The following is a 12,557-nucleotide window of genomic DNA, read 5'->3' on the forward strand; positions in this document are numbered from 1 at the left end:
TATGGCGGATAAGGAAGGATTCTTAAAGTATAAAAGAGAGCTGGAGCGCTCGCGGTCGCCTGAAGAAAGGAAAAACGATTACAAGGAAATATACAAGCCTTTGGACTCCAAAGTGCTAAATCAGCAAGCGGCCCGTTGCATGGATTGCGGGATTCCCTTTTGTCACAACGGTTGTCCGTTGGGAAATGTCATTCCCGATTTCAACGATGCCGTTTACCACAAAGAGTGGGAATTGGCCTACAATATATTGCGCGGCACCAATAATTTCCCGGAGTTTACCGGAAGGATTTGTCCAGCACCCTGCGAAGCAAGTTGTGTATTGGGCATTAACAAAGATCCGGTGGCCATTGAATTAATCGAAAAAAGTATTGCTGAAAAGGCTTTTGAGTTGGATCTGGTAAAACCTAAGATTCCTACCCACCGAACCGGTAAAAAGGTAGCTGTCATCGGCTCAGGTCCGGCAGGCCTCGCAGCTGCAGACCAGTTGAACCAGGCGGGACACGAGGTGACGCTTTTTGAAAAAGATAAGGAAGTGGGCGGCCTATTGCGTTACGGTATCCCTGATTTTAAATTAGAGAAATGGGTGATTGACCGAAGAGTAAATGTGATGAACGAAGAGGGAGTCATATTTAGCAAGGATACAGAGGTAGGATTCAATATAAAAGCCGATAATATCCTGCAAAATTACGATGCCGTAGTTTTATCCACAGGCGCACAGCACCCCAGGGACCTTAAAATTAATAACAGGGATGCCAAAGGCGTTTATTTCGCCATGGAGTTTCTTGGCCGACAAAACCAGGTAATTGCAGGGGAATTGGACGAGAATCCGATCAGCGCTAAGGGCAAGCATGTCATTGTGATCGGAGGAGGAGATACGGGAAGCGACTGTATCGGTACCTCTAACCGGCATGGCGCGACTTCTGTTACCCAGTTGGAATTACTTCCCAAACCTCCCCAATCCAGGACCACCCTCAATCCATGGCCGGAATGGCCCATGACGCTGAGAACCTCCAGCTCCCACGAAGAAGGAGCAGAACGCGTTTGGTCAGTTCTTACGAAGGAGTTTACCAAGGATTCTGAAGGACATGTAACAGGCCTTACTGTTGTGGAAATAGAGTGGAAGGAAGAAAATGGGAGGATGCAGTTTTTCGAGATCGAAGGTACTGAAAAAACCCTACCCTGTGATTTGGCCTTGTTGGCCATAGGGTATTTGGGTCCAAAGTCCGGATTGCTCGAAGCATTCGATGTAGCATTACTGGAAAACGGTTTACCTAAATCCAAAAATTACCAAAGCTCTGTTCCCAAGGTGTTTCTTGCGGGAGACATGCGCCGGGGACAATCCCTGGTCGTATGGGCCATCGCTGAAGGTAGAGAGTGTGCCGTAGAAGTAGACAAATTCCTTAGTGGGGGTAAATCTTCGCTGGCAAGAAGGGATCAGTCCTTCTATTCCTATGAGCAAAGTGAGGCGGAAGCCTGAAGTTAATTAGTTGATTTTATGAAGCAATACAAAAGGCAGTTTGAAAAAGCTGCCTTTTTTTTGGTAAACTACCCAAAAAATGAAAATATCGATCCTAAGCTGCCTTTTAACGGTTCTTCTTAATTTCCCAGGAATTTCCCAGAAGTTGGATAAAATTACGGTAAGGACCAAAAACCCTTCAAAAGTTGCGACTTATCAGGTCTTGAAAGACCAGACGACCAAACATGGTCCCGCAGTAATTAAATACAGAGGTACCTTGGGTTTTCATGAACAGGGACACTTTACACAGGGTGAAAGGACAGGTGTTTGGGAATATTTCGATGCGCAGGGGGATTTGGTTCAGAAATTTAACTTTTCTACCAAATCCTTTGAGCTATTAAAAGATTTTACATCCGTGAAGGAAGTGTATATCCTTCAAGGGGAAGATTTGGTTCAGGTGAATACCGGGGCCAGGCCTGTTTTATTGGGAGGTGATGCAAAATTCTATTATTTTCTGGCCAATAACCTCCAATACCCCTCCTCGGCCTTGTCTAAAGGGATATCCGGAACAGTTGGTGTGATAGTGACAATTACCAAAGAAGGAAAAATGGTAAATCCCTTTATCCCGAAGGAAGGGGACAAAGACCTGGATAAGGAGGCGCTAAGAGTGATCAGTTTGATCCCTGATGAGTGGGTGCCGCTAAAAATAGATGGAACCACCATGGATAGTTTAGCACTGCTATATATTAGATTTCAAAGGGGTTAAGGCCTAAAAGCGAACGTTTGGAGACCTTGAATTATATTATTAGATTTTTAAACCATTGAATTATAGGTGTTTCGGACAGGTTTTGTAACAAAAGACTGCGAACCTGTTCCATTTGCCGGACTACACGTTGCTTTAGGTCGGGATTTTTGGCTACCAATTGCTCTTTCATTTCGGTCCATTCGTTTATAAAAAGAGCAAGGGCAACTCCAGTACCTATTTCAATAAAATGGCCCAGGAAACAGCCTGAATATTTTTTCTGGGCCAGTTCCTCAATGATTTGCCGCATTTGATGTCCTGGCGGAATTGGATGAGATGAAAGGCAGCGGAAACTACCCTTGTCCTGAGCGTGAACAAAAGGAAGTAACTCTCTGAAGTAGTCTTTTTCGGGTCCGATCAGGCTTTTTTGCCTATTAACTACCAATACTTCCTCAACCCCTCCAACCACAAATACCTCCTCTTTCAGGTACTGTACCTGATGCGCTGTGTTTGGGGAAATATCCCATGCGGCAATATCTCGAGCCACTGGACAAAATTGAAGAGCCCTTTATTGGGGAGCTGGACAATTGTAAGTTGGGAAGTTTTATTACAGGAACCGCGACCATTTTATTCACAATAGAGGTCTTGACCGGTCTGATTATCTGGGTGCCTAAAAAAGCCAGGTATTGGCGGCAGAGGCTGAAAATCAAATTCAAAAGTAATTGGAAACGGATCAATCACGACCTTCACAATACCCTGTCCTTTTATTCCGCTCTCATCCAGTTCCTTATGGGGGTAACCGGTCCCTTCTGGTTTTTTCACTGGTATCGGGAGGGATTGCAAAAAGCCTGGGGAGACCTAACAGGAGCGCACAGAAAGAGGTCCGGGACGAGATGCTGTCAACGGTGAACAAACGGAAGAAAGAGGTGATATTGAACTGTTTCCCATTGAGGAATACCTGGCAGTAGTTGACCGGGAATTGACGTATAAAGGAGAATATAGCATCCGTTTTCCTCAGAAAGGGGGAACCGAGATCAGCATCAACAAAAAAAGGGCAGGCTTTTTTGCTCTGGCAGCTTCGGACAGAATAGTGCTGGATGCCGGTACCAAAGTAGTAAAAGAGGTGGTGATATTTCGCGATCAACCCTTTAACCAACGCGTTTCCCGATCCATAAAAGCCCTTCATGTGGGGGATGTGTACGGATCCTTTAGCAAGTTGCTTTATTTTATTTCCTGCCTAATTGCCACCAGTTTGCCGGTAACCGGTACATTGATCTGGATCAATAAGATGAAAAAGCCAAGGAAAAAGAAGAAAAGGGAGGTGTTTACCGCAGCTACTCCATGAGTCCCATCCCTAATAAACGGTTCTAGACCCTATTTTGAATGCAACTCAGAATACGGGTCTTTGAATTTTTACCATTAAGTTTGAGAAGATGGGCGGCCGGTAAAAAAGTTTATCCTGGACTGTACGCTAATGTTCTTTTAGCTGGACCTTGCGAATAAAATAATTTACGGCCTTTCCTATTCAAAGGATCGCAGTGAAAGAACTTACATAGTGAAATTTAATTTGGAAGGGGAAAAATAACTACAGAGGCAGGTCAATAAATATATTAAAAGTATTTTGGCTAGTTGCTACAGTTTTCATCAGAAAGGTTGTTCAAATCTGGGTTATGCGCATTTCCAGTAACATTTGGTTGCCTATTTGAATTGCCAGTATTTATTTTTTTCAGAGCACAAAAATCTACAAGATTTTCATTCGAACCAATTTGTATTATTTCGCCTACTGTTTCTAAATTTTCCAGTCCATTTAAAGATTTGAGTTGGGGATTGCCATCAATGTATAATTTTACCCCAATGGAGAGTAAATTTCCCAAACCTTCCAAACTCTCTAAATTGGGGTTATCAGCTATCTCTAAGCTCGTTGTCAACTCCTTTATTATTGGAAGGCCTTTTAAATTTTTTAGTCCGATTATATTTCGCAAGGAAAGCAAGGAAGTAATTTCGAAATTCTCAGGGATTTTGTTTTCGAAATTATCTATTTCCAAACCGGAAAGTCTGAGGGCTTCGATTTCCTGAAATTGGTTGATTATTCTCCAAAAGGATTCTAATTTAGGATTATCGGCTAAATTTATATCGGCCGTTTCGGTCAATTGCTTTAGTTCCTCTATGGAAGTAAGGTTTTCATTTCCTATAATTTCCAAAGAATGACAATTGTTAAGGTTATTCAGGCCGTTTAAGTTTATTAATCCAGGGATATTAAAAATTCTTAATGTTTCTTTAACGGATTTTAAATTTTCAAGACCTTCCAGATTTGCTATTTGAGGATTATTTTGAATGTAAAGTTTAGATTTAACCTCCCTTAGGTTTTGTAAACCCTGAAGGGAGTTTAAACTTTCATTTTCAGCTATTAACAACCAGCCTACTTTGGAAAGATTTTCCAGCCCGTTTAAGCTTGTTAAATTAGTGTTTTTTCTGATAATTAGATCACCTTCTATTTCCCGAATGGAATTTAGTGGAGATAAGTCAATAGTTTCCTGATGGTCTATAATATTAATATCACCAACTATTTTTGTATAACAGAGGGCTCCAAAATCTTCAATCATTTTTTGAGAAAGCAAATGAACACTTCCCTCAAATGTCCCTCCATCACAGGCGAGTTCCTCTCTAAACATAACTTCTGTTGCATTCAAACCAAAATCTTCCGGACTGTAGCCTTTTGTGGAAAGAGATTCAGCAGTAACAGAGTTGATATTATTTGTTGTTGCTTCAAATTGTATGGGAAGGACTTCCGTTATAGCAGATGAAAGAGGAGATCCTTCCAAAGGAGTGGCATAAATCACCTCACCTCTGGCATCTTCAAGCCATAACTTGGTGAGTTGGTAGCGTCCTATTGGTAGGTTAAAAATTTCGAATCGTATCGTATTCCCATCCAGAACGAAATCGTCAAACTTTTTTGGAAAACCTTCAAGCATACCATTTGCATCTTCAATGGCAACCCAAATCGACTCAACCTCCTGGAGTCTTTCGGAGGTAATCCTCCCATTAACCGAAGATTGAACGGGCTTGTCAAGGTCAATGGATAAAGAAATTTCTGCAGACGGCTTAGCAACTGGTGTAGGATCAGGCGTGCAGGAAGCTCCAGAAAGAAACATTACTACCCCAGCCAGTAAGGAGGAAAAAGGAAAATTTTTCATGGTATAAAAAGGAAGTGTAAAAAACGAGCTTGATATTTAAACAAAAAACAGATTAAAGAACGAATAACTTCGGAAAGGTACGATCAATCTATTGAAATTTCCAATTCAAATTAAAAATTTTGTTTTCAAAACCATTGGAAACTAAGTATCAAAATATAATCTGGATAGCCACCTTAATGCTGTATCTCTAGCCCTTTTATTCCATAAGGTAACCAACACGGGCACACAGCGCGGAAATTTATCAAACATCAAGATTTATTCGCTACAGTTCTCACCATTAAAATCATTTATTCCCGGATTATACGCATTTCCTGAAATACCTGGCTGGTAGGAAGGGTTCGAAGAAAAAAGATCGTTTAAGGCACAAAAATCCGCTAATTTCTCATTGTTTTGAACGGTGATGGCGCCTCCCACAGAGGATAAATTTTCTAATCCGCTTAAGGTTTGAAGGTTGGGGTTTAAGGTTATAGATAACATACCACCCACTGACTCCAGGTTTTCTAACCCTTCCAGACTCACTATATCGGGACATCTGTTAATAAGTAAGCTTCCTGCTAATTCCTTTTCTATGGGTAAACCGACCATATTTTCAAGGCCACTTATGTTACCAAAGGCAAGAGTTCCTGTAATTTTTAACCCTGCCGGAAGTACATTATCCCAACTGGCTATCTCCATATATGAAAGGCTTAAAGATTCGAGTTCTTCCATATGGGTGAAGAGTTCCTTAAAGTAAGTTAATCTGGGGTTTCTGGAAATACTGATGGTCCCCAGATTAGTCAATCCGCTCAAGTCGCTTACAGATTGCAAATTTTCATTGGAATTTATCTGGATAGATGGACAATTGCTTAGGTTATTCAAGCCCTTCAGATTGGTTAGGCCCGGATTCCGTTCTATTCGGAAAAATTTTTCAACGGTTTTTAGGTTTGCGAGACCGTGAAGATGGGTTAATTGTGGATTATTAGTTAGATAAAAAGTAGTTTTTATTTCCTGTAAGTTTCTCAACCCATCCAGAGAAGTCAAACTATTATTACCATTGATATTTAGCCAACCTAACGAGGTAAGATTTTCCAGGCCATTTAGATTCTCCAAAAAAGGATTCATCCAAATTTCCAGTTCATCAATTTCCTGAAGAGACTGAAGTGGAGTGAGGTCGAGCGGTGTGCTACTGAACATGATTCTTATCCGACCTTTAATTTTCGAGTAACATAGCGCTCCAAAATTGTCGATCTCCTCCTGAGTTGAGAGATCAAAATTCCCCTCGAAAGTACCCCCATCACAAGCAGGCTCCACTCTAAAAATAACTTCTTCTACCTCAAGGCCAAAATTTTCAGGACGATGGCCTCTCGTGGAAAGGGAGGCTGCTTCAACCGTGGTAATTGAATGAGCTGAGGCATTGAAGGCCATAGGAAGGGGGTTTTCTACCGCTGTCGCCAAGGGAGATCCTTCCATGGGAATTGCATAAATCGCCTCCCCATTGGCATCTTCAAGCCACAACTTGGTGAGCTGGTACTGCCCTATCGGCAGGTTAAAAAGTTCGAATCGTACTTCATTCGCATCAAGGATGAAATCGTTAAGCATCTTTGGAAAACCCTCAAGCATGCCATTTGCATCTTCAATGGCCACCCAAACCGACACCACCTCCTGAAGTCTGTCGGAGGAAATTCGACCATTAGCCGAAGATGGAATGGGTTCGTTTAGGTCAATGGAAAATGAAACTTCAGCGGAGGGCTTACTTTCTGGTGTAGGATCAGACGTACACGAAGCTACAAAAACAAACAGCACTGCACCAACCAGAAAGGAGGAAAAAGGGAAATTTTTCATGGTATAAAAAAAGAAAATGTAAAAAACGATTTTGATCCTTTAACAAAAAACAGATTAAAGAACGAATAACTTCGGAAATATACGATCAATCCATTAATTTTTTCAACTCAAATTATAATTTTATTTTCAAAACCAATGGATGCCAACGGTTTATAAAACCCAGTTAGGTGATCCTATTGCATAGAACTGGCCTTACATACGCAAATAATCAATCCGGAAAAAGACTTGTATCCATATTTGGAATGATACGCAAGGCATTTTTGTAATACACTTTTTTCAACACTTCATCGGGAAGGTTCAAACCATACATACGCCAGAAGGCATGGTATTTTTTGTAATATGGGAAATACTCATCAGCCGTTTCCAATACCCGGAAGTAGGTGTAAAATTCTTCTTTGTTATAGGCATCCTTTCCGAACAGAATTCGGTCTTGGTAGCGGATAAAAAATTCCCTGGCCATCCTTGGCTGGCGGCCAAATTCAGCAATGACCGCTCCAATGCCAAAGTTCACATTGGGATATTCCTCCAGGTGTTTTCCGGCTTTGGCCAGGTCATTGGCCATCCAGCCCATGTGGGCATTGATAAAAGTGGTTTCGGGATGCTTGCGGAATATGTGATGCTGCTCAGCGATGATCTGTTCAAAGGGAGCCGGATTATCCACTCCTCTTTTCCGGTTGGGGTTAATTTTTAGTTCCAGCCAGCGTTCGTTACTGGCATCCATTGGCTGCCAGAAAGGAGCCGGGTCTGCGGCATGGATCAGAACAGGAATACCCAATTCGCCACATTTCGCCCAAATTGGATCCAGGTCGGGATGGTCTATGGGTACGCGATTGCCGTTAATGTCGTTGACAGAAAGCCCCAGGCTTTTGTATATTTTCAATCCATTGGCACCATTTTTCACATCCGTTTCAAGCTCTGCCACTGCATTTTTAACCCAATCTTCTCCGCCAAATCCTTCAAATCCCAAATTGGTAAATACGATAAAACGTCCGGGCGCTACTCCGTTAAAGCGGCGAATCATGGAATTCAGGTAGGCCTGGGCATCGATTTCATTCCTGCTTCGAGCAAAGCCCTTCCCACTTAGGTTGACCATAGTGGCCATGTTTAATTCATCCATTTCGGATACCAGGCGATGAATCAGTTCCTGCGTTACGTTCCACTGATGACTATGTATATCAACGAAGGGAAATTTTGCCGATTTCACTGGGTTTTCAGGAACTACCAGCGTGGATACCGGCTCGTATTCCTCAAAACCCATTTCCTGAGATTTTGCCGGGTGAAAGTAGAAACAAAAGGCAATCAACATTCCTGGGAATAGTTGTTTGAAGGAGAAAAAAGAATTTGCAGGCATAGGTGGTTGTTTTGTATCAGCTTTGAATTTACTACAGAAAAACCAATCTTCCCGCATCGGTTTGCCTGCTTTTTAGAAAATTCCTGCTTTTGCCACCTGATCAGGGGAGGTGGGCGTTGTTTCGCCTCAAAACGGGGAAAATTTCAGCCCTATTAATTTTTAATGTACTTTTGATTTTCGACTTGAAGACCAGCTATGATTAAGATATATACCGACGGCTCCTCCAGAGGCAACCCGGGCCCCGGGGGATATGGAGTGATACTGCTCTACAAAGACCTACGAAAAGAGCTTTCGGAGGGTTTTCGCCTGACCACCAATAACCGTATGGAATTGCTGGCCGTGATCAAAGGGCTGGAGGCACTGAAGGTAGAGGGGCTGCCCGTTACGATCTTTTCCGACAGTAAATATGTGGTGGATGCGGTCCAAAAGGGATGGATATGGGGTTGGCAAAAAAAAGCATTTAAGGACAAGAAAAATCCGGATCTTTGGAAAAGATACATTCCGCTTCACACCCGATTTAAGCCTCGTTTCCAATGGGTTAGGGGTCACGATGGCAATCTGGAAAACGAAAGGTGTGACCAATTGGCTGTGGAGGCAGCATCCGGTGCTGGTTTGAAAAAGGATGAGGGGTACGAAGCAAACCAGAAGCAGGGCTTGTTTTAGACATGGCGAATAGTTATTTCCAATTCAAACAATTTTTGATTCACCAGGACCGATGTGCCATGAAACTGAGTACCGATGCGGTTTTACTAGGTGCCCTGGCTCATCAACCCTCTCCAGAAAAGATCCTGGATGTTGGGATGGGTACCGGTGTTATTGGATTGATGCTGGCCCAACGCTATCCAACATCCGTGGTACACGGGGTGGAAATAGAGCGAGAAGCCTTTTACCAGGCTTCAGAAAACATCCAGGGAAGTCCATGGAGGGAAAGGATGGTAATTTTTAACGCGTCATTGCAGGATTATTCACGAAATACATTGCAAAAATACGACCTGATCGTAAGCAATCCCCCTTATTTTTCGAATCACCTCAAGTCTGAAAATTCTGGTAGAAATTTCGCTATGCACGATGAGAAATTATCCCAAAAAGACCTGTTGGAAGGTATAAAGCAGCTATTAAGCAAGGATGGTTTATTTTGGCTGATTCTGCCGGTTAGGGAAATGAAACGATTTAGGGAGTTGACGCGGCATTCGAGTCTCTGTCTTTCCCGCCGCTACCTGATTCGGGATAGCCCTCAAAGTGATCCTCATCGAGAAATTTGTTCATTTGGAAAGGGGCTAGAAACAGGTGTCATTTTGGGTGAAATCACTCTAAAGGATAATTCAGGCCAGTATAGCCAGATATACGGTGAATTGGTAAAGGATTTTCTCCTTAATCATTAAGAGGAAATGCTTCTTTTCACTTTTTCTTTGGATACAGCATGTTTAAATTGAAAAAACAGGAGAACCCAAACCTTAATAAACGTCTAATTGTCCTAAGAAGGTAGATAATTTGGAAAATAGTTGTATTAAATGTATATTCCTTTCAAAATTGCCTCTGAAAAATTACAACACATTTAAAAAACGAAAAAGCAACTCAGTGTTCAAATTTGCTGAATGAGGTTGCGTCGTTTCTTAATTTCAAGAAGGCCTAATTATTGCTGTTGTTGGAATCATGAAAATAGTATATATCGGCACCTATCCCCCTCGCGAATGCGGCATTGGTATCTTCACTCAGAGCCTTTACCAATCGATGGTAGCAAATCCTGACATTTCAGAGGTCAAAATCTCACAAAAGGGCCAAGCTGTTGAGGGGTATGTGGTAGCCATGAATGATCATGATCTGGATTACAATTATCCTGAAGAAGTAAAATTTACCATTAGACAGGAACATCAGCGGGACTACCTGAAAGCAGTTAAATACATTAATCTGAGTGGCGCGGATATATGCATATTGGAACATGAATTCGGTATTTTTGGCGGGCAGAATGGCATGTATATTCTTCCCATGCTTCACCGCCTTGAAATACCTTTAATCGTCACTCTTCACACCATTCTGGAGAAACCCTCCTACAATGAAAAGGCGGTTCTGATACAAATCTGCAAAATGGCTTATAAAATTGTGGTTATGAGTCATAAAGCCATTGAGTTTCTAATTACTATCTATAAAGTAGACAAAAATAAAATTGAGCTCATTGAACACGGGGTGCCGGAAATTCAATTTGATCAACTCGAATCCAAAAAAGGATTTAAGCTTGAAAACAAAAAGTTTTTACTCACATTTGGGATTATCAGTAGGAATAAAGGAATTGAAACGGTAATTAAAGCATTGCCCAAGGTGATTGAAAAACACCCAGAAGTAGTTTATATGGTATTGGGGAAGACTCATCCAAATGTTCTTCATCATTCGGGCGAAGAATACCGTAATTACCTTCATCTTTTAGTAAAAACGTTGAATCTTAAAGATCATGTTGTTTTTCTGAACGAATTTATTGATGAAAATGAATTGTTTAAATACCTGTCAGCCTCTGACATATACATCACACCTTACCTGAATGAGGCTCAGATTACCAGTGGTACCCTATCCTATGCTGTAGGAGTAGGTTCAGCGGTTATCTCCACACCCTATTGGCACGCAACAGAACTGCTGGATGAGGGAAGGGGTAGGTTGTTTAACTTTAATGATTCAGAGGAACTTTCAGGCATTCTGTTGGAACTGTTGGGTGATCCCGAAGCATTGAAAGAGATCCGAAAAAAGGCACGTGACTATGGGAAAACGATCACCTGGTCGAAATCCGGTGACAAATACGTGGAACTTGCCAGAGAGGTTTGTGCGGTTAATCCACAGGTTTTTACCCGCTCAGAAACCTTAATAGATCCTCTTTTGCTGCCGTCTTTCTCTTTGGATCATATCAAACGACTTACGGACGATACGGGAATAATTCAACACGCTAAATTTGGAATTCCTAATCTGAAAGAGGGATATTGCCTGGACGATAATGCCAGGGCTTTGCTTATGGTATTGATGGACTATCAGCAAACAAAGAATAAGCAAGCCTTAGCTTTGGCGCCTATTTATCTGAGTTACATTCATTACATGCAGAACGAGGATGGGACCTTCAGAAATTTCCTAAGTTTCAGCCGGCAATTCCTGGATGAAGTGGGTTCGGAAGATTCCTTTGGAAGAACCATTTGGGCATTGGGATACCTTTTAGGCAATGCTCCTAATGATGCGTATTATCAGACTGGAAAGCTTGTTTTCTTTGATGCGGCACCCAATTTTGAAAAACTCCAGTCCATAAGAGGCATTGCCAATACCATGTTGGGAGTTAGTTATTACCTTAAAGCAAACCCTAATGATGAATCCATGTCGGAAAGATTGAGAAATCTGGCCGGGAAGCTAATTACACACTTCGAAGCCAATAGCTCTGATGGTTGGCAATGGTTTGAGCCTTTGTTGGCCTACGACAATGGTATTTTACCGCTTGCACTTCTACATGCCGCAGAAATGCTTCATGAGGACAAGATAACCGAGGTGGCATTGGCAAGTATGAATTTTCTTACAAAAATCACCCTTAAGGACGGTTATTTATCGATAATTGGTAATGAAAATTGGTATAAAAAAGAAGGGGAACGATCTTTGTTTGCACAGCAACCCATCGATGCACTAGCGATGATTTTAATGTATCAACAAGCTTTCCACCTTACCAAAGATAAAGAATACCTGACAAAGTTGTTTTCTTGTTTCATGTGGTTTCTGGGGGAAAACGACCTTCGAATGAGTTTGTTCGATTTTGAGACAAAAGGCTGTTGTGACGGCTTTGAAAGCTATGGTATCAATCGAAATCAGGGGGCTGAAAGCTCTTTGGCGTATTTGATTTCCTATTTGATCGTATTGCAGGCCTTTGAAGAATTTGAAGAAAAGGAATTACTGTCCTAACCCTCTTCAGTAAAAAGTAATTAATAAAGAGCGGTATTACTATCCTTACAAAAAGAAGGTGTACCTTTCGAATTC

Annotated in this window: 11 protein-coding genes; 7 read left to right on the plus strand and 4 right to left on the minus strand. The window is 41.7% G+C overall.

Annotation, left to right across the window (positions count from 1 at the left end; genetic code table 11):
- The first annotated feature begins 1 nt into the window (after position 1).
- Together GKS34_RS12950 and GKS34_RS12955 are read left to right on the plus strand one after the other, a co-directional pair.
- Positions 2-1,477: a glutamate synthase subunit beta gene (locus tag GKS34_RS12950; protein ID WP_163385243.1), complete on the plus strand. Its 1,476-nt coding sequence runs from the start codon at positions 2-4 to the stop codon at positions 1,475-1,477.
- Positions 1,478-1,556: 79 nt separating this feature from the next.
- The gene (locus GKS34_RS12955; RefSeq protein WP_163385244.1) at positions 1,557-2,222 is read left to right on the plus strand and encodes an energy transducer TonB; all 666 of its coding nucleotides are present in this window, start codon (positions 1,557-1,559) and stop codon (positions 2,220-2,222) included.
- Between the two features lie 31 nt (positions 2,223-2,253).
- Here GKS34_RS12955 and GKS34_RS12960 read toward each other — a convergent pair whose 3' ends face one another.
- On the minus strand, positions 2,254-2,745 hold the full coding sequence (locus GKS34_RS12960) for a hypothetical protein (RefSeq protein ID WP_163385245.1): 492 nt from the start codon (positions 2,743-2,745) through the stop codon (positions 2,254-2,256).
- On the opposite strand from GKS34_RS12960, the gene GKS34_RS23430 reads away from it, so the two are divergent.
- Positions 2,724-3,107, plus strand: coding sequence for a PepSY-associated TM helix domain-containing protein (locus GKS34_RS23430; RefSeq protein WP_240459294.1), 384 nt, complete (start codon positions 2,724-2,726; stop codon positions 3,105-3,107). The two genes, GKS34_RS12960 and GKS34_RS23430, sit on opposite strands and share 22 nt — an antisense overlap.
- Before the next feature lie 70 nt (positions 3,108-3,177).
- Entirely contained in the window at positions 3,178-3,543 is a 366-nt protein-coding gene (locus tag GKS34_RS23435; protein ID WP_240459295.1) for a PepSY-associated TM helix domain-containing protein, read from the plus strand.
- Positions 3,544-3,823: 280 nt separating this feature from the next.
- On the opposite strand, the gene GKS34_RS12970 is transcribed toward GKS34_RS23435, so the two are convergent.
- From GKS34_RS12970 to GKS34_RS12980, 3 genes are all read right to left on the minus strand, one after another.
- A complete protein-coding gene (locus GKS34_RS12970; protein ID WP_163385246.1) occupies positions 3,824-5,392 on the minus strand; it encodes a hypothetical protein in 1,569 nt (522 codons plus the stop codon).
- A 255-nt stretch (positions 5,393-5,647) separates the two neighbouring features.
- Complete coding sequence (locus GKS34_RS12975; RefSeq protein WP_163385247.1) at positions 5,648-7,213, minus strand: leucine-rich repeat domain-containing protein; 1,566 nt, start codon at positions 7,211-7,213, stop codon at positions 5,648-5,650.
- A 208-nt stretch (positions 7,214-7,421) separates the two neighbouring features.
- On the minus strand, positions 7,422-8,519 hold the full coding sequence (locus tag GKS34_RS12980) for an amidohydrolase family protein (protein WP_163385289.1): 1,098 nt from the start codon (positions 8,517-8,519) through the stop codon (positions 7,422-7,424).
- A 240-nt stretch (positions 8,520-8,759) separates the two neighbouring features.
- Here GKS34_RS12980 and rnhA point away from each other — a divergent pair, with 240 nt between their 5' ends.
- The 3 genes from rnhA to GKS34_RS12995 all read left to right on the plus strand — a co-directional run bounded on the left by rnhA (position 8,760) and on the right by GKS34_RS12995 (position 12,482).
- A complete protein-coding gene (gene rnhA / locus GKS34_RS12985) occupies positions 8,760-9,227 on the plus strand; it encodes a ribonuclease HI (protein WP_163385248.1) in 468 nt (155 codons plus the stop codon).
- Between the two features lie 59 nt (positions 9,228-9,286).
- On the plus strand, positions 9,287-9,946 hold the full coding sequence (locus GKS34_RS12990) for a tRNA1(Val) (adenine(37)-N6)-methyltransferase (protein WP_240459296.1): 660 nt from the start codon (positions 9,287-9,289) through the stop codon (positions 9,944-9,946).
- A 271-nt stretch (positions 9,947-10,217) separates the two neighbouring features.
- The gene (locus tag GKS34_RS12995) at positions 10,218-12,482 is read left to right on the plus strand and encodes a glycosyltransferase family 4 protein (RefSeq protein WP_163385250.1); all 2,265 of its coding nucleotides are present in this window, start codon (positions 10,218-10,220) and stop codon (positions 12,480-12,482) included.
- Positions 12,483-12,557: the final 75 nt, after the last annotated feature.

Source organism: Cyclobacterium jeungdonense (assembly GCF_010994275.1).
In the GTDB taxonomy this organism is placed as follows: Bacteria; Bacteroidota; Bacteroidia; order Cytophagales; family Cyclobacteriaceae; genus Cyclobacterium; species Cyclobacterium jeungdonense.